Source organism: Methylophaga sp., from assembly GCF_965655755.1.
Classification (GTDB): Bacteria; Pseudomonadota; Gammaproteobacteria; order Nitrosococcales; family Methylophagaceae; genus Methylophaga.
The window spans coordinates 59,737-83,390 of sequence record NZ_CBFHHW010000001.1 but is presented as its reverse complement, the minus strand read 5'-3'; the positions used below and the strand labels follow the sequence as shown (position 1 = coordinate 83,390).

The window sequence follows — 23,654 nt, the reverse complement described above, 5'->3', positions numbered from 1 at the left end:
TGATGAGATGAATGCTTATTCGGCTTTCAATTCATCAATTTGGTTTTGCAGTTTGTCGAGCTTGTCGCTCATTTCAAACAAGACTTCTTTGATATTCGCCATATCGTCACGCAAGTTATTCGTTTCTTGTGTGTTGCGTGCAATAGCTTCTTTTTGTTCTGGACTCAGGAATCCCTCACCCACTTCAGCTTCACGTTCAGCCATAGTAGCGAGTACCGTTGGGATATCCATTACAATCCAATCCGTGCGCTCTTCGCCCGTTTTAGGATCAACGTAAAAGGAGATGCCCGTATCAAGCACAATGGATCTTTCCGGCTCTGAGTCGGATGCGCGTGTGCCGGGTGAAAGCGGGTTCGTTCTGCGATCAATCGGTTGGTTAGTAATAGGATCTTTTTCTCTATAGACTTCTCGAACCTTACCCATAATGATATTTAAGCGACCACCACTGAAGAATACACGGCCGGTGTTGGTTTCTCGCTCTGCTGCCAGTGTACTTTTATGCGTACCAATCGTCACAAAAGTCACATCTTCACTGGATTCTGCCCGAGCAAGCCCAGAGGGAAGGGCGGAACTCAAAACTTGTAGCTCATAGTCTGAGAACAACGGTGATTGGCGCTCTTTAAATAACACCGTATCGGTAATGTAAAGAGACTCCAACAGTGTGCGCATGTTTTCGGAAGAGATCGAAACAGGGTGGTCATTAGAAGCACCTGCGGATTGACGATCTTCTATCTGAACATATTGCAGACCGGTTTCAAATACCTTTTTACCCTCTGATGCAATCACGGGTCCTTCTTGCTTGGGCGAATTACCGCAGGCTGTCAGTCCCAGACTGAGCACCATGATAACGGCAATCGTTGCACTATTCTTCAATATGCCTCGCATATATTGTTCCTCTTTTAATTAACCTGAGTATTTGCAGGGTGCAATAATTCTGCTTTTTGTTCCCTGCATAATAATGCCTGTACTGACTCGGACGGATCGTACCCCTCAAACAGGATTTTGCATACCTGTTCGACAATAGGCATTTCCACACTGGCCTGTTGTGCACGCAGAAGTACTTCCCGCGCAGCATGCATGCCTTCTACTGTTTTACCAACCACTTTCACCGCCTCGTCTACCGAAAGGCCTTTACCTATCGCAAGACCCAGCTGACGATTGCGGCTTTGGTCATCGGTGCAGGTCAAAATCAAATCACCAATACCTGACAACCCAAACAAGGTGTCGCTTTCTGCTCCCAATATCGCAGCAAAACGTCTGATTTCTGCCATGCCCCGCGTGATTAAAGCTGCACGCGCATTGGCACCATATCCTAACCCATCAGAGATACCTGCGCTGATGGCCAGAACATTTTTTACCGTACCGCCAATCTGCGCACCCAGGACATCATGTGTCGTATAAACACGAAATGTAGCTGAATGCATCAGGTTCGCCAAATCAACAGAAAACGGTTGATCCGGTGAAGCAACTGTCACGGCCGTCGGTAATTTAGCAGCAACTTCAGCAGCAAAGGAGGGCCCGGAAAGCACAGCCAATGGATGTGATTCACCGAGGATATCTTTCGCTGCATCAAACAAAAACTGCCCCGTTTCAGGGATAAGCCCTTTAGTAGCCCAACTGACCGGGGTCGCCTTAGCAAGTAGCGGCTGAAGGCTTTTCAGGGTATCTGTAAACGCAGTACTAGGCACTGAAATCAACACATGCTGGCAATTTTTTACTGCCTGTTCGAAATCGTCGACTAGTTTTAAGGAATCGGGAAACCGAATACCAGGCAGATATCGTTCGTTCGTGCGCGACTGCTTCATCGCTGCCAGCTGGGCCTGATCACGTCCCCATAACCAAACCTCATCACCACCTCTGGCAATCGCCATCGCCAGCGCTGTACCCCATGCTCCGGCACCTATAACCAGAGTAGGGGAAAGCTTTGACTGAACTGCCACAATTCCAACCGCGATTAATGTGTCGCTTGAGACTTGGCAGCTTCAGCCTGTTGTTTGGCTTGTTCTTTTTGATGCATGTACATGGCATCAAAGTTCACTGGCGATAGAACCAACTGCGGGAAGCCGCCCTTAGTAACCAAATCTGAAACGACTTCACGTACAAATGGGAACAGCGTATTAGGGCAGTAACTGCCAAGCAGAGGACCCATTTCTTCGTTGCTATATCCGGTTAAAGTAAAGATACCAGACTGCTTGACTTCAACCAGAAAAGCCGTTTTGTCACCAACTGTAGCTGTCACTGTAACCGACAAAATTACTTCGTGATTGTCTTCATCGATGCGGTTGTAGTCATTACCCAGTTGCAAATCCAGCTTCGGACGCCATTCGTCACGGAAAATTTCGGGTGCATTCGGTGACTCGAAAGAAACATCTTTCGTATAGATTTTCTGGATGATGAAACGTGGTTTTTGTTCTTCGCCTGCTGCTGTATTCTCTTCAGCCATGATTATTCCTTCTCTATAACGTTATGATTGTGCCAACAGACTATCCAACTGTTTGGCACGATCAATTTCAACCAAATCAGTGTAACCGCCTACGGCTTTATTATTAATAAAAATCTGCGGCACAGTACGTTGCTGACTTTTCTTCATCATCTCTTCGCGTTTAGATGGATCCAGGTCCACACGAATTTCCTGATAATCCACGCCTTTACGTTCAAGCAACTGCTTGGCCATCACGCAATAAGGACAATGAGCGGAAGAATAAACAATTACTTTAGCCACAATAAAACCCTGCCATTTTCTAAAAAATTAACTAAACAGAGGCAGCTTCGCCTCTTTCCAAGCATGTAAACCGCCTGTTAAAACGTAAACCTGTTCAAAGCCCTGGCCCCGGAGTTGCTTGGCAGCACTACGGGCACGCTGTCCACTGGCACAGACGATAACCAATGGTTGTGATTTATCTTTCAATTTATTTGAATCATCTGCCAACTGAGACATTGGTAGATTCACAGAATCTGCGATATGTTCTTTCTCATAATCGGCGCTATCACGCACATCTACAAACTTGCCTTTACTCTGGTTTATTAGTCTGACAGCCTGCGTTGCGCCAAGCGGTTGCAAACCACTGAGCCGACGGTTTATTGAATCTGAAAAGACCAACCACGCCAGAATCACAAAGGCTGTGACCAAAATCCAATGATTAACAATAAACTCACCCAAGTGTTCCATAGCACCCCTTCATGCTGATTAATTGATTTCTGTTTGTGAAAGTCATTAAGCTACGTGACAAGTCAAAGCCATCGCTGACGGTATTCAGTTCTTTGCAGCGACAGTCAAAGTTGTCAGTAATACCACCGTGCTCAATGCCTGTGCCGAGGCTGTCACTGTAGACAACACCTGACTTTTCAGCTGAATAAAAACTTCAGACTACAAAAACCTGTGACTGTATTTCATCACAAAAGCTCATATAATACACGGCATCAACTTCGAATAACATATAACACACAGGTCAGTCACAAGAGAACCCGACCACTTCTAGTTTTAAGGATTATTTAATGACTCACCCACACCGACCACTGGCGCTGATTATTCTTGATGGCTGGGGTTACAGCGAAAGCCCGGAAAACAATGCCATTCTTGCTGCCAATACCCCTGTATGGGACAAACTCTGGCAACAATATCCACACACATTAATTCATGCTTCCGGAGCGGGTGTTGGTCTGCCTGGCGATCAAATGGGTAACTCTGAAGTCGGCCACCTTAATTTAGGGGCTGGCAGAGTCGTGTATCAGGAATTCACTCGAATCAGTAAAGCCATTGAAGAAGGTGCTTTCTTCGATAACCCGGTTTTAGCTGATGCCGTCGACAAGGCAGCGATAAACAATAAAGCCGTACATATCTTCGGCTTGTTATCAAATGGTGGCGTACATAGTCATGAAGAACATATCCATGCTATGGCTGAAATGGCGGTCAAACGGGGTGCCGATAAAGTTTATGTGCATGCTTTTCTTGATGGTCGTGATACCGCTCCAAAAAGTGCCCAATCAGCCATTGAGGCCATGGAAAAAACCTTTGAAAAACTGGGCAAGGGACGACTGGCAACGATAGTCGGTCGGTTTTATGCTATGGATAGAGATCATCGCTGGAATCGGGTTGAAGAGGCTTACCAGCTTATCGCCGAAGGGAAAGGAGCTTATCAGGCTCAAACCGCAAGCGAGGCGCTGGAAAATGCCTATGCACGTGAAGAAACCGATGAATTCGTCAAACCCACTACAATTGGCGACGCAGTGCCGGTGGAAAATGGCGACAGCATCGTCTTTATGAACTTCCGTTCCGATCGTGCCCGTGAGTTGACTGAATGCTTTATTAAATCTGATTTTGACGGGTTTACCTTACCCCGCTCAATCGAGCTTGCCAGCTTTGTTACTTTGACCGAATACAAAAAGGATTTTGATACGCCGGTTGCTTTCCCGTCAGAAAAAATGAATAACATTCTGGGGGCATACCTTTCTTCGCTTGGACTCAAACAGTTACGCATTGCTGAAACGGAAAAGTATGCGCATGTCACTTTCTTCTTTAATGGCGGACTGGATCAGCCCTATGACGGTGAAGATCGTATCTTAATCCCTTCTCCCAAAGTCGATACCTATGATCAACAGCCGGCGATGAATGCACCAGAGGTCGCCGATAATCTTGTTGAGGCGATTCAAAGCAGCAAATATGACGTAATCATCTGTAACTTTGCCAATGCGGATATGGTCGGACACACCGGTAATTTTGATGCCGCTGTTGAGGCTGTAGAAGCCTTGGATACATGCCTTGGCAAGATATGGGATGCATTGGAGCAGGCCGGTGGTGAAATGATTGTCACCGCCGATCATGGCAATGCAGAACGCATGGTGAACCATGAAACTGGACAACCACACACCGCACATACCAATAACGTGGTGCCGCTCCTTTATGCGGGTCGAGATGCTGTCTGCCACGAGAAAGGAACTTTATCGGATATCGCACCTACAATGCTGACACTGATGGGCCTGCCGATTCCGGCAGAAATGAGTAAGCACCTGCTTATTGAAGTTAAGCCTTAAAGCCCTCGTGTTGAAGTCATTTTCTCAGTTTTTTGTGCTTCTGCTTGTCTCTGTCGGCGTGCATGCCGAACCAGACTCTGCGCAGCAACTTGATTCCGTTCGTGAAGATATCAAAGAGCTCAATGCTGACTTATCAGTGGAAAAAGCCAGTCGAGAAGAGCTCTATGCCCAACTCAAAAATCAGAGTCGAAAGGTATCTGAGCTTAATCGACAGTTACGAGCATTAGAGCAACAGATCCAAAGCAAAGACGCGGAGCTCAACACCTTACGAAAACAGATGGGTTTAAAAGAAGAAGAGCAAACACAGCAACTCGACGCACTTTATGCTCAAATACGAGCAGCGTTTGTCAATGCCGAACCCAGCTATCTGGAAATGCTGCTTAACCAGCAGGATATCGCGACCATCAGCCGTGGCAGCACCTATTTCCGTTATTTTCACCAGGCTCGTGAAGCCCAGATTGAGGAAATTAATACCTTACTTAGCCAGCTAAATGAAGAACAAAAGGCGGTTTTATTAGCCCAGCAATCATTAGAGACGCTACTCGCAGAGCAGCAGCAGCAACAGGCCATTCTCCAACAGGAAACCGACAAACGACAGGCCACATTGGCGGCGCTGGATAAAACGATTTCCGGTAAAAATGCACAACTTGCTGCACTGCAACAGGAAGAAAAAAGCTTACAGAAACTGCTTGATTCACTGGCCAGAGAAGAAGCCAAACGGCGAGAACAAGCAAAAAAGGCGCAAGAAAAGGCGCCAACTGAAAAAACTGTCACTGCAGTGAAACCAAACACACCTTTCTCGCGTCTGAATGGTACTCTCAGCTGGCCTGTGAGCGGAAAAGTACTGGCACGCTATGGTAGCCCAAGAAATCTTGGTAAACTCACCTGGCAGGGCATCGTTATCGCTTCACCCACGGGCAATGAAGTTCACGCAACAGCATCCGGTCGTGTCGTTTTTGCTGACTGGTTAAGAGGATTCGGCTTGTTGATCATCATTGACCATGGTGAACAGTACATGACCCTTTATGGCAACAATGAAAGCCTGCTCAAAGATGCAGGTGAATTTGTTCAGGCCGGCGACACGATTGCCCAATCGGGCGAACAGGGAATTCGCGGGCTGGCTGGATTGTATTTCGAAATCCGCCATCGTGGCAGCCCCACAAACCCGTTAAAGTGGTTAGGTAAACAGGGCTAAAAGATAAATTAATAAGGAAAGAATATGAGCTTGTTTAAACGTGATTTCGGACTGATAACCAGTGGCGTTATTCTTGGTGCCACACTGGTCTTCGGCCAAATGGTTTTTGCTGACAAAGAAGCAACAAAACCCGATTTACCGCTTGAAGATCTCCGTACCTTCTCCGAAATCTTTGGCCGCATCAAAAGTAGTTATGTTGAGCCGATTGAAGATAAACAGCTCCTCGAAGATGCCATTCGTGGCATGTTATCAGGGCTCGACCCTCACTCTTCCTACCTGGACCTGGATGATTTCCAGGCGCTGCGGGAAGGCACTTCAGGTGAATTCGGCGGTCTCGGTATTGAAGTCAGCATGGAAGATGGCTTTGTAAAAGTCGTTACCCCGATTGATGATACCCCTGCAGCCAAAGCTGGCATTCAACCGGGTGATCTGATTATCCGTCTTGATGACACACCCGTTAAAGGTATGACCTTAACCGATGCCGTTGACATTATGCGTGGCAAGCCCGGAAGTAAGCTGTTACTAACCATTATCCGCGAAGGCGCTGACAAACCACTAAAAGTCGAGCTGACCCGCGCCATTATTAAAGTTGAGAGTGTCAAAAGCAAAATGCTGGAGCCTGGTTACGGTTATGTCCGTATTTCCACCTTCCAGTCCAGAACCGGTGCTAGTCTGCGCGAAGCTATAAGCGAACTGAAAAAAGAAAGTGATGGCAAACTCAACGGTATGGTGCTCGATTTACGCAACAACCCCGGTGGTGTGCTGGATGCTGCTGTGGACGTTTCCGACGCCTTCATCACAAAAGGGATGATTGTCTACACCGAGGGTCGTATCGCAGATTCTGAACAGAAATTCCACGCTACCCCGGATGATCTGCTTAAAGGTGCGCCACTGATTGTGTTGGTCAACGGCGGCTCAGCCTCGGCATCTGAAATCGTAGCGGGTGCTTTACAGGATCAAAAACGCGCTATTATTCTTGGCAGCAAGACCTTTGGTAAAGGGTCAGTACAGACAGTCATGCCGCTTACCAACGAAACGGCTGTCAAGATGACAACAGCCCGTTATTACACCCCTTCTGGTCGCTCTATCCAGGCTGAAGGCATCGTGCCGGATATTGAAATCAGCGGCATTCGTATCGCGTCGGTAGAAGAAAATGAGTTCACTCCGTTACGTGAACGTGATCTGGCTCATCATCTTGATAATGGTGACAGTGACGATGGCGAAGACAAACCTGAAGCAGCAACGACAGATTCAGAAGAATCATCAGAAACCTTAACGGATGAACAAGCCGAAAAAGAGCCGCTAGAAGTAAGTGATTATGTTCTCTCTCAAGCATTAAACTTATTGAAAGGAATGACGATCCTGAACCGATAAGGAGGAGACTAAAATGACAAGCGTTTTGATTCCTCTGGCTGAGGGCTGTGAAGAGCTTGAAGCGGTAACATTGATTGACCTTCTGAGAAGGGCGGGCATAACAGTTACAACAGCCAGCCTCTCCGATCAACATCAAGTCTTAGCCAGTCGTCAGGTTGGTTTGGTGGCAGATAGACTGTTGGATGATGTGCTCGACGATGATTTTGATATGGCTTTACTGCCCGGCGGTCAGCCGGGCACCACACACCTGGAAAACGACGCACGCATTCTTGCCTTACTTAAACGCTTACATCATGCAGGTAAATATCTTGCTGCAATCTGCGCTGCCCCAAGGGTGCTTGCAAAAGCGGCTCTGTTACAAGGCTGTCGTGCAACGAGTTACCCCGGCGCCCTGAATCCTGCGCAGTGGCCAGGTATCGATATCTCTGACGAAGCCATTGTCATTGACGGCACGATACTCACATCAAAAGGTCCTGGCACGGCTATGGACTTTGCTCTTACCATCATCGAACTGCTGACAGACAAGACCACACGTGATGAGGTTGAGACAAGTCTGGTTCGTTATTAACTAAGATACTTCTATGTCATCACTCAACGCGTCAGATTTATCGATCTTACTGGTCGAACCATCCTCTATGCAGCTCAAGCTTATCATGCGGCATTTACAGGAAGAGGGCATTGAAAAAATTGATGGTGTGGCTTCCGGAGAAGACGCACTTCAGCATATCAGCCAATATCCACCGGATTTGGTAATCAGTGCGATGTACCTGCCGGACATGACAGCAAATCAGCTCATCAGCAAAATAAACGCCGATAGTGAGCAACTTATTCCCTTCATGCTGATTTCAAGTGAAACCGCCGCTCAGGCATTAGAGCCCGTTCGTCAGGCTGGTGTCATGGCGATATTGCCGAAACCCTTCACACATGAAGACCTGCAACGTGCTATTCGTGCGACTTTAGATGTCATTGATCCAGAAGAAATTCAATTACAGAATTATGATGTCAGTGAACTCAATATCCTGCTGGTTGATGATAGCCTTACCTCACGTAACCACATTGCCCGGGTATTAAACAGTATGGGTATTGAGCATATTGATCAGGCCGAAAATGGTCGTGATGCGATTGAACTTCTGGCCCGACATCAATACGACCTTATCGTGACAGATCTTAATATGCCTGAAATGGACGGTGAACAACTGGTGCATTATATTCGCGATGAAATCGGCGATGTAGTAGTACCGATTCTGATGGCCACGACGGAGAATAATCAGACCACTTTGGGCAATGTCCGTCAGGCCGGGGTGTCGGCCATTCTCGACAAACCCTTCGAACCACAAGTCATACGTGAGATGCTATACCGCATACTGGATGAGTAACTACTCACTTACATCCATGGATTTTTGCTGACCTAACTCAACAAAGCATCGCATATAAGGGACTTTCTGTTCAGCTTCTCGCATCGCAGCAAACAAGGTTTTCATCACCCCTTTTTTACCGAGCCGGATGATTTTAACGGCCATGGTTTTTGTATAAAATGTGGCCAGCCAATTGGGTAGCACTGTCACACCACGTTGTAACCCAACCATTTGAATCATAATATCAATTGATTCCATCGCTTTATGTTTTGGATTAACACCGGCTGGCATTAAGAATTGACTGTAAACATCCAGGCGCTCATGTGGCACCGGAAAAGTTAACAGCAACTCATTTTCCAGTGCGTCAGCTTCAATCATGTCTTGAGTTGCTAAAGGGTGATCATTTGCCACAAGCAAAACCAGCTCATAATCAAATAAAGGCGCATACACCAAACCTTCCTGTTTGACTTTATCCGGCGTAACCAATAAATCGATATGAAAATTAAGCAGCCCTTCCAGGCCTGAGAACTGAAATTTATGGACGATATCCACGTCCATTTTGGGCATCGCAAGCAGGTAATCAGCCAAGATACCCTTTAACCACTCATAGCAGGGGTGACACTCCACTCCAAGACGTAAAATGCCTTCTTGCCCCTCGCCGTATGCCTGCAGAGTTTGCTCTGTCTGCTCCAATACGGGTAATACCTGACCAGCCACTCGTAATAATAGATCACCCGCCTGAGTAAGCCGTAATTTACGTCCTTGTCGCTCCCATAAGGCAACTTCAAGCTTTTGCTCTAAGTAACGCATCTGATGGGATAAAGCAGGCTGGGTCACAAATAACGCATTTGCAGCAGCAGTGAGACTGCCATGATCGGCTAATGCCTGAATAATACGGAGATGATTTCTTTCTATCATATATGAGTTTTACTTATAGATTAGCTAAAAAATATCATTATTACTTATTGATAGCTGTCATTACAATGGCCGCACTCAGCTATTTTTAAGGACGCAATTATGGTGACAACACACAATCTTGGTTTTCCACGTATCGGCAAACGCCGTGAGCTAAAATTTGCTCTGGAATCATATTGGCACGGGGCAACAGAGCTGCTTGAACTGGAAAAAACAGCGCAGGATCTTCGTCAACAAAACTGGCAAACACAAAGTCAGCTGGATTGGCTGCCTGTAGGTGACTTTTCATTTTATGATCATGTGCTCGATACCAGCCTTCTTTTTGGTAATTTACCAAAACGAAGCGATGCCCGACTTGGTGACGTCGATCGTTATTTTCAGGCTGCTCGCGGGCAGTCGTCCAAAAATCGAAATCAAACACCCATTGCAGCAGCTGAGATGACAAAGTGGTTCGATACCAATTATCACTATATGGTCCCTGAATTTGACCAGGATACCCAGTTCACACTTAACGCCGAACGGTACCTTTCTCAGTTCAAGGAGGCTGTGAGCCAGGGTTTCAATGCAAAACCGGTTTTACTTGGGCCTGTCAGTTATCTATGGCTGGGGAAAACGAAAGATGACAGCAATAAGCTTGCTTTGCTGAATCGTCTTTTACCGGTATATGAAGCGCTTTTAATCAAGCTCGCTGATGCGGGAGCTGAATGGGTGCAGATTGACGAACCTATTCTTGCAACAGAATTGGAGCAAGACTGGCAGCATGCCCTAACACAAAGCTATTTTTCTCTACATAAAATACCGGTCAAAGTGCTTTTGGCGAGCTATTTCGGTCCGCTAAGAGAAAACCTCAACCTGGTCTGTGACCTGCCAACCGCTGGCTTACATTTCGATGCAATCAATGCCGAGGACGAAATCATTAAAGTCGTCGACTGGCTGCCACCACACAAAATCCTATCATTGGGTGTAATTAACGGCAGAAATATCTGGAAAACAGACCTCAATGCTTGCCTGGATAGACTCGAACCACTACATCAAAGATTAGGCGATAGACTGTGGCTGGCACCTTCATGCTCGTTATTACATGTGCCGGTTGATCTGGAGCAGGAAAGCAACCTTGACCCTGAAATCAGTCAATGGCTCGCTTTTGCAAACCAAAAACTGGATGAACTCACCATTCTGGCCAGAGCACTGAATGAGGGTAGAAGCGTAGTTCAATCTGCACTGGATGAAAACGCAGAAGCCATCAAAAATCGTCAACAGTCACAGCGTGTTCATAAACAGGCTGTGCAGTTACGACTCAAAACGATTGATAATGAAATGGCAGAACGTGATCTCTCCTATAAAGAACGCGTTGTTTTACAAAAAAAGCAATCACGCTTGCCATTATTTCCCACGACAACGATAGGCTCATTCCCACAAACTCATTCCATCCGACAGAGTCGCCTGCGTTTTAAAAAAGGGGAGTCGGATAAACAAAGATACCTTTCGGATATGAAGTCGCAGATCGAATTGGCGATCAGGGAACAAGAGGCTGTTGGTCTTGATGTCCTGGTCCATGGTGAAGCTGAACGTAATGATATGGTCGAATACTTTGGTGAGCAGCTAGATGGCTATATTTTCAGCCAGTTTGGCTGGGTACAGTCATACGGTTCACGTTGTGTGAAACCACCTATTATCTTCGGTGATATTGAGCGGCCGAACGCAATGACTGTTAATTGGATTGAATACGCCCAATCGCTGACGGATAAACCGGTGAAAGGCATGTTAACGGGACCCGTTACGATGCTTAACTGGTCTTTTGTCCGCGATGATCAGCCGCGCTCACAGACCTGTCTGCAATTAGCACTGGCCATTCGTGATGAAGTAATGGATTTGGAAAAAGCAGGCGTGGGCATTATTCAAATTGATGAGGCGGCACTCCGCGAAGGCTTACCTCTTCGTCGAAGCGACTGGAAAACCTATCTGGACTGGGCTGTTTACAGCTTTCGAATTAGTGCGAATGGTGTAGCCAATCAAACTCAAATTCATACACATATGTGTTATTCAGAATTCAATGACATTATTGAATCCATTGCAGCAATGGATGCAGATGTTATCACCATTGAAACTTCACGTTCTGATATGGAGCTGCTGGATGTGTTTAATGCTTTTGATTACCCTAACGAAATCGGGCCGGGTGTATATGACATTCACAGTCCGAATATTCCATCAATTGATGCCATCAGAAGCTTGATGGAAAAAGCAGCACAGCGTATCCCCCCTGAACGGTTATGGGTCAATCCTGACTGCGGTCTTAAAACCAGACAGTGGTCTGAAGTGAAACCGGCGCTTGAAGCGATGGTCAACGCTGCCAGACAATTACGTCAAGCTGCTGCAGCGTAGTTTCCTCTTGGTTTGGATGAGTAGGACAGGGAAGTCCCACTTATCCAAGCTTTTTATAAGACATAAGTAAGTACTCACAACCGTTTAAATAAAGTTATGATATGGATATTTAACTAACTTGCCAGACTAATCTCTGACTGGATCGATTGCGCTATTTGCTTGGCCAAGGTTAAATCAAGATTGTGTGTGCGTTGACGCCGAGTGCACAAGGCACTGCGAAAGCCCAGATAATCGGCATTGAGTCCCTTGAGTGACTCTATATCATCAATCGCCAGCGCCCCTGCCAAACCACATACCATCTGTAAGCGGTGGGCTGTCTCTACAAATGTGCTCATCTGCGTATCTGACCAATGATCGAGTAACCTCTGACCATTTTTGAATGCGGTATCCACCATTACTCCGCTAAAACCCGCTTGTTTGATTGACGCGATTTCAGCATCAATTGTCTGATCGGCAAACATCACGGCAATGACTGGTGTTTTTAATGCGTTCAGTGTGGGTTCCAAATCACGTAGACAGGCTTGCAGGTTATCATCAGCAAACAACCCGACCTTGACATAATTCACGCCTGTCTCAGCCATATTTGTTATTGCAGTAGCAAGCCGCCTCGCATCCATAGGTATGTCGCCCACCGTCGCACTGCTCAAGCAACGTCCATCAAGCCATTCCACAATGGCTTCAACCTCAGCAATTTTCAACGCACCTAACGCCCCTTCAGAGGGGTTTTTCAAGTCAAGAATATCGGGCAGACAAGACGCTAAGTTTTTTGCTTCTGTAAGCGACTGCACGCTCGCCAGCCATTTAGTCATGCTCAATGTTAATACCTGCTTGTTGTACTTTATCCATTAACCAACCCCACGCTTCTAACTCACGCTCGCCAGCGGTTTTGTCGATTCCAATTGTCAGATATGAAATTTCATCACGAATTTTCTGCTCTGAGAGCATGCCTAGTCGGCTCACCAGTATTGCTGCTTCAATGACGGCACTTTGTGCTCTATTAAAACCACGAAAAGGGGCATGAGTAAATTCTTGTTTCACCTGCCCGTAAAAACAAGCACGCGGATCGTCATCATCAACTTTGATAATGTCTAATTCGCTATGCGAAAGCGCCTGCTCCAGATACCTGCCTTTTATTAATTTTGCTGATCGTGTAGGCCAATCCCTACGCCCTGTTAATGCACCTGCAAAAACACGCACATCATCAGTGTAGTTTATCGTGCATTGTGGATGTATTTTAAGGTTATCGTAGGTGGACGAGGGCTTGAAGGGTTTTATAAGGAAGTAACCATTCACTTCGCTTATTCCCATGGGTGCCGAGTGTGAGTTACCCAACTCATCCAGGGTTGTTACGATCACTTCATGTATCCGACTTGTCAGCCGTGCCACAGGCGCGCCCCTTTTTAGTATCCGCTTGTTCGGCCGTGCCACACGCCCGATCTTTTTTCTTGTTCATGGTGGTGCCTTCCGCTTTCTGCTGTGTTAAGTCCTCTTGCTCCTGCTCCACGGCACATCCCCATTCTAAATCTTCATCCTGGGTATAGCGTTTTCCCAACTGCCAGGCTACCTGTGCACGAGCAAGTTCCACTCCGAGATAAAAGGCGTGTCCGGGATCGTCCTTAACCTGAAGTTGAGGATAAAACTCAAACGGGTCAGTATCGTGCAACAATCCATCTCGATTGAACATAAAGATCCCTTCCCGGGCGATCTTGATACGGTAATTGGGATCCTTAATATTGGTAGCCAACTCTGCAATTTCGTCAGCCGTGTCCGTAAACGGTCTGCGTTCATGGGTAATCAATAAATCTGCGGTGAAGTCACGTGGCAAGCTATTATCCTCTTTGGCTGCATACATCATCCGTCTTGCTACATCTGCTTCACGGATGGCTCGTCTTGCATGCGGGCTTACCTCTGTGGCTAATACGCAGTTAATATTCAATTCTGAAATAATGCCAAATAACATCGCGTTGATACCGCTGGTATCCGCATCAGTCAATTCCGTCAAATTACCTACGCCCATCATTATCCGAACATCAGGATATCTTTGTCTCAATTCATGATAACGAACGATAGAAGCTGAAAGCCCAAAATGTATTGGGTCGAGAATAGGATCCGCTATGAATGGCTTGCCCAGCTTGTCCATCGCTTCCATGGCTCGCTCTAATGATGCCAATGAACCAGGCTCAGCGGGAACCAGGACAGGCACTGCATCGGTCTCTTTAGCCAGATCGATCGTTTCTTCCGTTAGGCTCAACAGATAATCAGCCCCTGCTTGCGAGGCACGCTTTAAATCTGGCAATGAAAGTGAGTCCACACTTACCTTAAAACCATTCTTATGAAGGGCTTCTATGGCCTCTTCGAGATGGGGGAATTGTTCCTGTGGTAAACAGCCGATATCTATCACATCAGCGCCATTGTCGCGGTAATAGGCCGCTCGTTGAAGAAGACTATCTATGCTTCGTTCCGGCGCATCCACGATCTCTGCGAAGATATTGACTCCATAGCGGCTCAGATCTGGAATTTTACGCTGCTTTCCAAACTGCATCGGGAGATCCTTAATTTCTTCAGGTCCCCTTATCACGGCTATACCGAGTTCTTCACTCAAAGCTTCAAGATCACCGCGGCATCGTCCTGGCACAATAATCTGGTTACAATCCTGATAATCTTCCGGCTTGAGCCGGCGGGCAATCATTTTATCCGTCATTAAAGCTGCGACCGATAAACCCAGCTGATGTACCCGATACTCAAACGGTAAAGGCGCCATCTCCTGCAAAACTTTATGCACACTGGGTTCTGCTAGCTTGCCAGTCAGAAACAGGATTTTATCTGTCATATTTAGCTGTTAACCTATCTCAGCTAATCGTGACTGTAAGGCCTCAAATAACTGCTCTGCGCTCTCAACCACGGTAGTCGCTTCGTATGTTTTAAGTTTCTCCGTATGCTCTAAGTCAATTTTACGAGGCCATAGCCGGACAATGCGATCTGGTGCAGGGGTATCCACTTCTGACTCCGTATCACAGGCAAGAACGATACTAGGAATTCGACACTTTCCAGCTTGTGCATAAATATTCGTAACCAACGTATCCGAGAGTCCTAACACCATTTTAGCAACGGTATTTGATGTCGCCGGAGCTACTACCAGAGTGTGATAATCACCGCGATAAAACAATCCAACCGGTGGCGAACTCGCCGCACGATCACGGTATATTCTGCCTTCCGGTACCAGTGATTTAGGATCATCACCATACATCCTGACGACCTCTTCGCCGGCACGGCTGTAAAACAAATCTACATCATCCAGTTCCTTAACGATCTCCAGGCACTCTTTCAGGTAATGTCCGGAACCGGTTACGGCCCAAGCCAGACGGGGTTTTTCAGGCCTTGCTTGCATATTGATACTCTTAGCTCCGATTAAGTTCGTAAATTTTGCCAGACTCGGCCTCCATAGTAAAAATAAGATAGTTTTTATAGGGTTTTTTACGTTAAAATTGGATCTTTATTAATAAGTCTGCGTCGGATTGGAGCCATGCGAATGTCTAACGATATCCCAAAAATTGTCGTTGTCGGGGGCGGAGCAGGTGGTCTGGAATTGGTCACTAAGCTCGGCAAAAAACTGGGTAAAAAAGGAAAAGCACAGGTCACACTAGTTGACACAACCCATACCCATATCTGGAAACCCCTGTTGCATGAAGTCGCTGCTGGCACCCTGGATTCCCATGAAGACGAAATTGAATACCTGAGTCAGGCTAATTGCAGCGGCTTTCGTTTCCGTCTTGGTCGCATGGATGGTCTCGACCGCGAAAATAAGCAAATTTCTGTCGCCGCGACAATCAATCAGGAAGGTCTGGAAATTATACCTCCGCGCAAATTTGATTACGACTACCTGGTTATCTCTGTTGGCAGTATCAGTCATGACTTTGGCATTAAAGGTGTTCGCGAGCATTGCCTGTTTCTTGATACCACGAAACAGGCTGAAACATTCCAGAACAAGCTTCTGCAGGCGTATTTACGTGCTCACACCCAAGGCAAGCCTCTTACCGAAGGGCAGCTTAATATCGCGATTGTTGGCGCGGGTGCTACCGGTATCGAGCTTAGCGCCCAATTACACGAAGTATCTCATTTACTGACCGCCTACGGTCTTGATGAGGTTAAACCGCAAGACGTGAAGATCAGTATTATTGAAGCCGCTAATCGTGTTTTACCTGGCCTTCCTGAAAATCTGTCTAATGCGACTGTAGATGAATTGAGAAAACTCGGTGTTGATGTAATGACTAACGAGCGTGTTATCGAGGTCAATGAAGCTGAGATAAAAACTGAAAGTGGCAAAGTTATTCCTGCTGCCATTAAGGTATGGGCCGCCGGCATCAAGGCACCGGAATTCCTCAAGGATATCGACGGGCTCGAAACCAACTGGATGAACCAACTTGTCGTGCGGCAAACACTGCAGACAACCCTGGACGATGATATCTACTCCATCGGTGATTGCTGTGCCTGTAAATGGCAGGGACACGATGAAAACGTGCCGCCACGCGCACAGGCTGCACATCAAATGGCCTCATTGGTATCCAAATCAATTATTAATCGTATGAAGGACAAAGAAATTCCTGAATACGAATATCACGATTATGGCTCTCTGGTATCCCTAGGTCGTTACAGCACAGTCGGCAATCTGATGGGTAATCTAAGTCGTGGCAATATGATGATCGAAGGAATGATGGCACGCTTGATGTACCTTTCACTTTACAAAATGCACCAGGTGGCGCTGTTTGGTCCTTTCCGTGTAGTCATGCTGTCATTATCACATCTGTTCAGACGAAGCGTGCATCCGAAAATCAAACTGCACTAAATCGGTATCCTCTATAAAAGAAGGGCCTTAAGGCCCTTTTTTTATTCGCTCCGATCTCGTCTGAACAATGACATCCGTTGATTAATTTCATTCCCTGCTAAACGGTGCTTTAAAGCGGCACTGACGTGAAGTAACAGCAATGCTATCAACGAATAAGCCAAAACCTCATGTAGCTGAGAAAACTGCTCCCGTTGAGATTCATCCGCCTCTGCCAATCTTGGCACAACGATACCCCAAAACTTAGTATCGTATTCACTGAACATTGATTGCAGATAACCGGTAAAGGGAATGGCTACCATCAGGACATATAACAGGCCATGAACAGCCGTAGAGGCGTTTTTCTGCCACGTTTTCACATAATCCGGGAGAGGAGGGGCTTTGTGCGTCAGCCGCCAGCCTAAACGCAACACAATCAATATTGCGACAGTCATGCCCATGGACTTATGCAATAAAAACCAAAATGCACGAACACTCTCCTGACCGGGAGCTAATTCAGACTCTTTTGGAAGCGCCACCATGAACAGACCCACCATAATCATAATTAATATCATCAACGCTATTAACCAATGCAGGATTACCTGCACGCGACTATAGTGAGTTTCACTCACGGCCATAACCTCTTCCTTTTATCGGACATAAAAAAGTCACACAACCAAACGGCTGTATGACTTTTATAACCAAGATAAATTCCCTAAGTTAAATATCGAGATTTGACACTTGCAGCGCGTGAGTTTCAATAAATTCACGACGCGGCTCAACATTATCTCCCATTAAGGTGTTGAATGTTTCATCTGCTACGATTGCATCACCGATTCTGACCTGTAGCAAACGTCGTTTGGATTTATCCATCGTGGTTTCCCATAGCTGGTCCGGATTCATCTCTCCCAATCCTTTATAGCGCTGTACATGCTGGCCACGACGTGCTTCGGCAAGTAACCAATTAACCACTTCAGCGAAATAGCTTACTGACTCTTGTCTCTCACCACGTTCAACACGCGCACCCTCTGAGAACAAGCCATTGATTTTATTGGAAAAAGAAAGGATCTTCTGATATTCCGTGCTTGAGAAAAACTCTCCCGGTACATGGTAGTCTGTGCTTATGCCGTGACGACTGAAACTGATATTCACCAAAGGTACTGGCTCATCGTCCTGTTGCTTAACGCTTAGCTTATAACTGGTGCCGGTAGGCAAACCTTTATTTAAGGCAATTTCTATTGCTGCCAGCCATGGTTCCATTGCATCAGTGTCAGTTAGAGCAGGGACTTCCGGTTGATAAACCAACTGATTCAGGAAAGCAGGGTAGTAGTGATTTGTAAGGCGCCCAATAATGGCATTAACCGTTTGATATTCCGAGACCAGCGCTTCCAGAGCATGACCTTCTATCGCTGCAGCATCCTCTGATGGATACAACGCGGCATTATTCAATGCAACTTCGGTTAGATAACGCTCCATTTCAGCATCGTCTTTAACGTAACGCTCTTGTTTACCTTTTTTGATTTTGTATAACGGGGGTTGTGCAATATACACATGACCACGCTCTATCAGTTCAGGCATTTGACGATAAAAGAATGTCAGCAACAACGTTCGGATATGCGAACCGTCAACATCGGCATCGGTCATGATAATTATGTGATGATAACGCAGTTTTTCAGGATCATATTCATCACGGCCTATTCCACAGCCAAGCGCAGTGATCAGTGTACCTACCTCAGCAGAACTAATCATTTTGTCGAAACGCGCACGCTCAACATTCAAGATTTTCCCTTTGAGAGGGAGAATCGCCTGGGTGCGGCGATCACGGCCTTGTTTAGCACTGCCCCCCGCAGAATCACCCTCCACCAGGAATAATTCTGATTGGGCAGGATCACGCTCCTGACAATCTGCCAATTTACCGGGCAAACCTGCAATATCCAATACACCTTTGCGACGCGTCAACTCTCTCGCTTTTCTCGCTGCATCTCGAGCTCGTGCCGCATCGATCATTTTGTTTGCGATCAGCTTTGCATCATTCGGATTTTCAACAAGGAAATCATGGAAGAATTCATTAACATAGGATTCCACTATCGTACGAACTTCTGATGAGACCAGCTTATCTTTTGTTTGTGAGCTGAATTTAGGATCGGGCACTTTCACAGACAAGACGGCAGTCAAACCTTCACGCGCGTCATCACCGCTGGTTGCAACTTTAGATTTTTTTGCCAGACCTTCACTTTCTATATACTGATTCAATGTGCGCGTTAGAGCCGCGCGAAACCCTGCGAGGTGAGCACCACCATCACGTTGTGGAATATTGTTTGTGAAACAATAAATGTTTTCTTGATACGAATCATTCCACTGCATCGATAGTTCAACATTAACGTCATCACGCATGCCATCAATCTTAATGATGTTGTCATGGATCAACGTTTTATTTTTGTTCAAATGTTCAACAAATGCTGTGATGCCACCTTCATAATAAAATGTTTCCGTCAGCTCGTCACGTTCGTCCGTCAACACAATACGAACGCCTGAATTTAAGAACGCCAGCTCACGAATCCGTTTTGCAAGAATCTTATAGTCGTAGGTGACATTGGTGAAGGTTTCTTCACTTGGCCAGAACTGAATTTTGGTTCCGGTGATATCAGTAGCATCACTATCAGTAAGCGGAGAATCTGGAACACCGTGCGTGTAACTTTGTTTATATACACGACCAGCTCGGTGAATCTCCATGTAGAGACTTTTAGACAGCGCATTGACTACCGAAACACCCACACCATGCAGACCACCGGACACTTTATAAGAGTTATCATCAAACTTACCGCCTGCATGCAGCACCGTCATGATCACTTCAGCAGCAGAGACACCTTCTTCTTCATGAATATCGACCGGAATACCACGGCCGTTATCGATTACAGAGACAGAATCATCAGGATGGATTCGAACTTGAATTTCACTACAGTGGCCGGCCAATGCTTCATCAATCGCATTATCCAAAACCTCGAACACCATATGATGCAAACCGGTACCGTCATCGGTATCACCGATATACATGCCAGGCCGTTTTCTTACTGCATCTAGCCCTTTCAAGACTTTAATATTTGAAGAGTCGTAGGTGTTGTTGTTTTCTGTTGTCATAATCAAACTGTTCCTATCTAGGAGTGTGTTGAATAACTTATCATTCTACTATGTCTGCCTTAGTGTTGATAGCATCAGTGACTTTCTCTGAAACCAGCCCATGTTTCACGTGAAACCTTTTCTCATTTTCCAGGTTTATAAGCTGATCAAGTTGTTCATTTGTACTCGAAATAAATGCCTGAACTGGAAGATTTCTCAATGCTTCAATGACCGTTTTTTGATGCTGCCAATCCAGCTCTGAACTTAAATCATCAATCAATAAAATCGTGTCTATGCGTTCTATCTTCTCAGACAACATTTTTATCTGAGCCATACTTAATGCTAAAAAGAATAATTTCTGTTGCCCTCGCGAAAGCATTTCATACGGATCCATGTCATTTATCCGTAATGTCCAATCAGCAGCATGAGCGCCTGATCGTGTATAACCCAGAGCACGGTCACGCTCAACATTACCTTTTAAATATTCAGAAAAATCGTTCTCTTTCTTCCATCCTTTTGAATAGCGCAACCTGAATTTGGCTTCATTCAACTCCGGGCATAAAAGCTCAAATAAGGGTAAGAATTCTTTGACCAAATCTTTCAGATAGGCTTGTCGAAATTCGGTTATTTTCAAACCATGTTCGATAAGATGCGTATCCCACAACTGGATTTCTTTAAGAGACTTCTGTTTTCTTATCGCAGCATTTCGTTGCTGAAGAATTTTTTTATACGATTGCCAGTGAAAATTAAAACTGTGTTCCACGTGAAACACACCCCAATCAACCATCCTTCTTCGATACTTTGGGCCAAGTTCAAAAAACTGATGGCAATTGGCAGGAATGAACTGCAAGGGTATATAGGCTGCAAGATCAGAAAGTCGTTTAAGAGGTGCGTTATTTAAACGAATCATTAAACCTGACTGAAGATCGTACTGAACACCTATGGGTGTTTGATCGCTTGATCGTGCGAAAATGGTTAAGCGTTTTTGTTCTTTTTTAACCAGATGTTTGAGCGCGCGGGAACGAAAAGAACGCCCCATAGCGAGCAAGAAGATTGCTTCGAGTAAACTGGTTTTCCCCGAACCATTCTCACCAAGTATAAGGTTTATCCCTGAAGCTGGACTTACCTCAGCTGAAATAATATTCCTAAAGTGAGAAACATTAATCTGGGATAACACAAATATACAATTTGTTTGGAATCACGGTGTGATGGTGAGTAACCACTAAAAGCATTAATTCGTCGTTAAGCTTTGTGTTGATAACTAAAGCGATTCTGATGCTTAAAGTTCGATCATTTCAAAGTCTTCTTTGCCTACGCCACATTCTGGACATTCCCAGTCTTCAGGAATCTCATCCCACGTCGTGCCAGGTGGTATACCTTCTTCCGGTAATCCGCGCGCTTCATCATATATAAAACCGCAGACAATACATTGCCATTTCTTCATCTAATAGGTCTCCAAAAAATTTAAATCTATAATTCAATTCGACTAATTCTATCAAATATTAATCTCAACGTCCTTGACGTAAGGATAGTATCTAAAATATGGAAAACTTATCTTGTACACAACAGTCATAACGTTGCTCTGTTTGAAATGCGTCTTTACGTACTTGTCACAGACCATATTATATATTAGATTAATTAAAAACAATTAAACGGAAATTCCGATTATGAGATTACCGACTTTACGACAGTTGCAGTATTTAACTACCGTTGTTCAAGAAAAACATTTTGGCCATGCTGCAGAAAAATGTTTTGTTACGCAATCAACATTAAGTGCTGGTATTCAAGATCTGGAACAATTGCTTGAAGTCTCTCTTTTAGAAAGAACCAACCGTAAAGTCTTGCCAACACCAATAGGAGAAGAAATTTCCAGTCGTGCGCAGCAAATTCTGTCCTTGAGTGAAGACTTGGTGGATCTGGCGCAATCTGAAAAAAACCCGCTATCGGGTCGCATTCAGGTTGGCGTCATCCCGACAATCAGTCCTTTCCTGTTACCAAAAGTACTGCCTACCGTGCGCAAGCAATTACCAGATTTGGAAATTGTCCTGATTGAGGATCAATCGGAACGGTTACTGGATCGACTCGAGGCGGGTAGTATTGATGTCGCCGTCTTAGCGTTTCCATTCAACATAAGAGGACTGGTTCACCGCGTATTTGCTCAAGAGCGGTTCTGGATTGCAATGCCAAGGAATCATGCTTTAGCAAAAGAGAAAGACATTAAAGCAGCAGACCTTCCTACCAATGAATTGTTACTGCTTGCAGAAGGCCACTGTATGCGAGATCACGCCTTAAGCGCCTGTCAGCTACCAGCTTCTGCTCAACGTAAGAGCGTGCAGGCTACAAGCCTTTATACCCTGATTGAAATGGTGGCGAGTGGGCTCGGCATCACGCTAATCCCGGATATGGCGATAACCTCTGATATGGTAAGTCACTCTGATATCAGTCTGGTCCCTCTGGAAAACCTGAATAATCAGGCTATCCGTGAGATTGGTCTGGTATGGCGCCCCAGTTTCCGCCGTACAGCAACGTTGGAAAAATTAGCGCAGACCTTCTCAGATGCCCTAGCTGATACCGATTATTCGCTGCGTGCATAGAATTCCCTAATAGCAAGGAAGCGTTGTTGGAGCAAGGGAGACGTGAAAGGTGGTTCGAAGCGGGCATATACCCGGCCCTTGGGATCGACCAGAAAGATATGGTGTTGCTGCTCCAGGCGATAACCCTGCTTGAATTGTTCACGCAGATATAAAAAACCAAATGACTCTGCAAGCGCATCTATCTGAGATTGCTGCTCAGCACCATATAAGGGAAAAGGGAATGCCCCCCCAGATTGCTCATGAATAATGTTTTGCTGACTATCGAAATTAATAAGTAAAGTTTGTACCTCAGGCATAGAGAAATACTGTTTAAGATTTTTCAATACCGTTAAAATCGGTTCACACTCTGGCTGACAACTGGGATGGGTGAAATAAACAAAAGACCAGTGCTGTTTCAATGATTGATTAGTAAGTACTTGCTCTTGTGAAGAGTGAAGTAAAAACTGCGGTATCGTTCTGATCGGAGAGGTTATAATCGGTGCTAATGCTGCTGGTATTTTACGTGTTTCAGGTTGTGCTATGTCCAACCTTGAAAACCACACCATCAGCATAATCACGATGACAACGAGATATAACAGTAAAAAACCCTTAGAATTAAACCCTTTGAACGGCTTGAACATATGACTCCCATTCGGATGGCCGACTTATGATCCAGAAACATAAGAGTAACGCATGAGCGAAAAACTGTTTAAGTCTACCGCAGTTGTCAGTGTAATGACCTTCACATCTCGGATTCTCGGTTTTATCCGCGATATCGTGATTGCCCGGATGTTTGGCGCCGGTCTGGGCGCAGACGTGTTTTTTGTTGCGTTTAAGATTCCCAACTTTTTACGTCGATTATTTGCTGAAGGTGCATTTTCTCAAGCTTTTAT

Annotated in this window: 24 protein-coding genes; 9 read left to right on the top strand and 15 right to left on the bottom strand. The window is 45.6% G+C overall.

Annotated elements, in window-relative coordinates:
• Positions 1-15 precede the first annotated feature (15 nt).
• Genes ACTF5U_RS00435 through ACTF5U_RS00415 form a run of 5 tightly spaced genes read right to left on the bottom strand, consistent with a single transcriptional unit; the run spans position 16 to position 3,169 of the window.
• Entirely contained in the window at positions 16-885 is an 870-nt protein-coding gene (locus ACTF5U_RS00435) for a hypothetical protein (protein ID WP_438969653.1), read from the bottom strand.
• A 14-nt stretch (positions 886-899) separates the two neighbouring features.
• Positions 900-1,940: an NAD(P)H-dependent glycerol-3-phosphate dehydrogenase gene (locus tag ACTF5U_RS00430; RefSeq protein WP_438969652.1), complete on the bottom strand. Its 1,041-nt coding sequence runs from the start codon at positions 1,938-1,940 to the stop codon at positions 900-902.
• 14 nt (positions 1,941-1,954) lie between these two features.
• Complete coding sequence (secB, locus tag ACTF5U_RS00425; RefSeq protein WP_438969651.1) at positions 1,955-2,443, bottom strand: protein-export chaperone SecB; 489 nt, start codon at positions 2,441-2,443, stop codon at positions 1,955-1,957.
• Positions 2,444-2,464: 21 nt separating this feature from the next.
• Positions 2,465-2,722 (bottom strand): glutaredoxin 3, encoded by a 258-nt coding sequence (gene grxC / locus ACTF5U_RS00420; protein ID WP_438969650.1) that lies wholly within the window; start codon positions 2,720-2,722, stop codon positions 2,465-2,467.
• A 27-nt stretch (positions 2,723-2,749) separates the two neighbouring features.
• Positions 2,750-3,169: a rhodanese-like domain-containing protein gene (locus ACTF5U_RS00415; RefSeq protein ID WP_438969649.1), complete on the bottom strand. Its 420-nt coding sequence runs from the start codon at positions 3,167-3,169 to the stop codon at positions 2,750-2,752.
• A gap of 326 nt (positions 3,170-3,495) precedes the next feature.
• Between ACTF5U_RS00415 and gpmI the strand changes: the two genes are divergently transcribed.
• The 5 genes from gpmI to ACTF5U_RS00390 are packed head-to-tail and all read left to right on the top strand — an operon-like array spanning position 3,496 to position 8,976.
• A complete protein-coding gene (gene gpmI / locus ACTF5U_RS00410) occupies positions 3,496-5,031 on the top strand; it encodes a 2,3-bisphosphoglycerate-independent phosphoglycerate mutase (protein ID WP_438969648.1) in 1,536 nt (511 codons plus the stop codon).
• A complete protein-coding gene (locus ACTF5U_RS00405) occupies positions 5,015-6,226 on the top strand; it encodes a murein hydrolase activator EnvC family protein (protein ID WP_438969647.1) in 1,212 nt (403 codons plus the stop codon). Before gpmI ends, ACTF5U_RS00405 begins: the two co-directional genes overlap by 17 nt.
• A 24-nt stretch (positions 6,227-6,250) precedes the next feature.
• On the top strand, positions 6,251-7,600 hold the full coding sequence (locus ACTF5U_RS00400; RefSeq protein WP_438969646.1) for a S41 family peptidase: 1,350 nt from the start codon (positions 6,251-6,253) through the stop codon (positions 7,598-7,600).
• 13 nt (positions 7,601-7,613) lie between these two features.
• Positions 7,614-8,168 (top strand): DJ-1 family glyoxalase III, encoded by a 555-nt coding sequence (locus tag ACTF5U_RS00395; protein WP_438969645.1) that lies wholly within the window; start codon positions 7,614-7,616, stop codon positions 8,166-8,168.
• A 13-nt stretch (positions 8,169-8,181) separates the two neighbouring features.
• Positions 8,182-8,976, top strand: a complete 795-nt coding sequence (locus tag ACTF5U_RS00390) for a response regulator (protein WP_438969644.1) — start codon at positions 8,182-8,184, stop codon at positions 8,974-8,976.
• Here the strand turns inward: ACTF5U_RS00390 and ACTF5U_RS00385 are convergent, their stop codons facing one another.
• A complete protein-coding gene (locus tag ACTF5U_RS00385) occupies positions 8,977-9,873 on the bottom strand; it encodes a LysR substrate-binding domain-containing protein (protein ID WP_438969643.1) in 897 nt (298 codons plus the stop codon). It abuts the gene before it with no gap.
• A gap of 99 nt (positions 9,874-9,972) precedes the next feature.
• Here ACTF5U_RS00385 and metE point away from each other — a divergent pair, with 99 nt between their 5' ends.
• A complete protein-coding gene (gene metE, locus ACTF5U_RS00380) occupies positions 9,973-12,252 on the top strand; it encodes a 5-methyltetrahydropteroyltriglutamate--homocysteine S-methyltransferase (protein ID WP_438969642.1) in 2,280 nt (759 codons plus the stop codon).
• A gap of 113 nt (positions 12,253-12,365) precedes the next feature.
• Here metE and ACTF5U_RS00375 read toward each other — a convergent pair whose 3' ends face one another.
• Genes ACTF5U_RS00375 through ACTF5U_RS00360 form a run of 4 tightly spaced genes read right to left on the bottom strand, consistent with a single transcriptional unit; the run spans position 12,366 to position 15,640 of the window.
• Entirely contained in the window at positions 12,366-13,061 is a 696-nt protein-coding gene (locus ACTF5U_RS00375; RefSeq protein WP_438969641.1) for a (5-formylfuran-3-yl)methyl phosphate synthase, read from the bottom strand.
• Positions 13,054-13,608 (bottom strand): DUF447 domain-containing protein, encoded by a 555-nt coding sequence (locus ACTF5U_RS00370; protein ID WP_438969640.1) that lies wholly within the window; start codon positions 13,606-13,608, stop codon positions 13,054-13,056. The genes ACTF5U_RS00375 and ACTF5U_RS00370 overlap by 8 nt, the downstream gene beginning before the upstream one ends.
• A 1-nt stretch (position 13,609) precedes the next feature.
• Positions 13,610-15,082 carry a DUF6513 domain-containing protein gene (locus tag ACTF5U_RS00365; protein WP_438969639.1) on the bottom strand — a complete coding sequence of 491 codons (1,473 nt, stop codon included), beginning with the start codon at positions 15,080-15,082 and terminating at the stop codon, positions 13,610-13,612.
• A gap of 9 nt (positions 15,083-15,091) precedes the next feature.
• A complete protein-coding gene (locus tag ACTF5U_RS00360; RefSeq protein ID WP_438969638.1) occupies positions 15,092-15,640 on the bottom strand; it encodes a flavoprotein in 549 nt (182 codons plus the stop codon).
• Positions 15,641-15,781: 141 nt separating this feature from the next.
• On the opposite strand from ACTF5U_RS00360, the gene ACTF5U_RS00355 reads away from it, so the two are divergent.
• Positions 15,782-17,095: an NAD(P)/FAD-dependent oxidoreductase gene (locus ACTF5U_RS00355; protein WP_438969637.1), complete on the top strand. Its 1,314-nt coding sequence runs from the start codon at positions 15,782-15,784 to the stop codon at positions 17,093-17,095.
• 41 nt (positions 17,096-17,136) lie between these two features.
• On the opposite strand, the gene ACTF5U_RS00350 is transcribed toward ACTF5U_RS00355, so the two are convergent.
• The 4 genes from ACTF5U_RS00350 to ACTF5U_RS00335 all read right to left on the bottom strand — a co-directional run bounded on the left by ACTF5U_RS00350 (position 17,137) and on the right by ACTF5U_RS00335 (position 21,632).
• On the bottom strand, positions 17,137-17,709 hold the full coding sequence (locus tag ACTF5U_RS00350; RefSeq protein WP_438969636.1) for a cytochrome b: 573 nt from the start codon (positions 17,707-17,709) through the stop codon (positions 17,137-17,139).
• Between the two features lie 82 nt (positions 17,710-17,791).
• Positions 17,792-20,209 (bottom strand): DNA topoisomerase (ATP-hydrolyzing) subunit B, encoded by a 2,418-nt coding sequence (gyrB, locus tag ACTF5U_RS00345; RefSeq protein WP_438969635.1) that lies wholly within the window; start codon positions 20,207-20,209, stop codon positions 17,792-17,794.
• A 40-nt stretch (positions 20,210-20,249) separates the two neighbouring features.
• Complete coding sequence (gene recF, locus ACTF5U_RS00340; RefSeq protein ID WP_438969634.1) at positions 20,250-21,365, bottom strand: DNA replication/repair protein RecF; 1,116 nt, start codon at positions 21,363-21,365, stop codon at positions 20,250-20,252.
• Between the two features lie 102 nt (positions 21,366-21,467).
• Positions 21,468-21,632 carry a rubredoxin gene (locus tag ACTF5U_RS00335; RefSeq protein ID WP_438969633.1) on the bottom strand — a complete coding sequence of 55 codons (165 nt, stop codon included), beginning with the start codon at positions 21,630-21,632 and terminating at the stop codon, positions 21,468-21,470.
• Between the two features lie 223 nt (positions 21,633-21,855).
• On the opposite strand from ACTF5U_RS00335, the gene ACTF5U_RS00330 reads away from it, so the two are divergent.
• Positions 21,856-22,782, top strand: coding sequence for a hydrogen peroxide-inducible genes activator (locus ACTF5U_RS00330; protein ID WP_438969632.1), 927 nt, complete (start codon positions 21,856-21,858; stop codon positions 22,780-22,782).
• Here ACTF5U_RS00330 and ACTF5U_RS00325 read toward each other — a convergent pair.
• Positions 22,764-23,327: an SCO family protein gene (locus ACTF5U_RS00325; RefSeq protein WP_438969631.1), complete on the bottom strand. Its 564-nt coding sequence runs from the start codon at positions 23,325-23,327 to the stop codon at positions 22,764-22,766. The genes ACTF5U_RS00330 and ACTF5U_RS00325 overlap by 19 nt on opposite strands.
• Positions 23,328-23,454: 127 nt before the next feature.
• Between ACTF5U_RS00325 and ACTF5U_RS00320 the strand changes: the two genes are divergently transcribed.
• The coding region (locus ACTF5U_RS00320) for a lipid II flippase MurJ (protein WP_438969630.1) at positions 23,455-23,654 on the top strand (200 nt) is incomplete at its 3' end.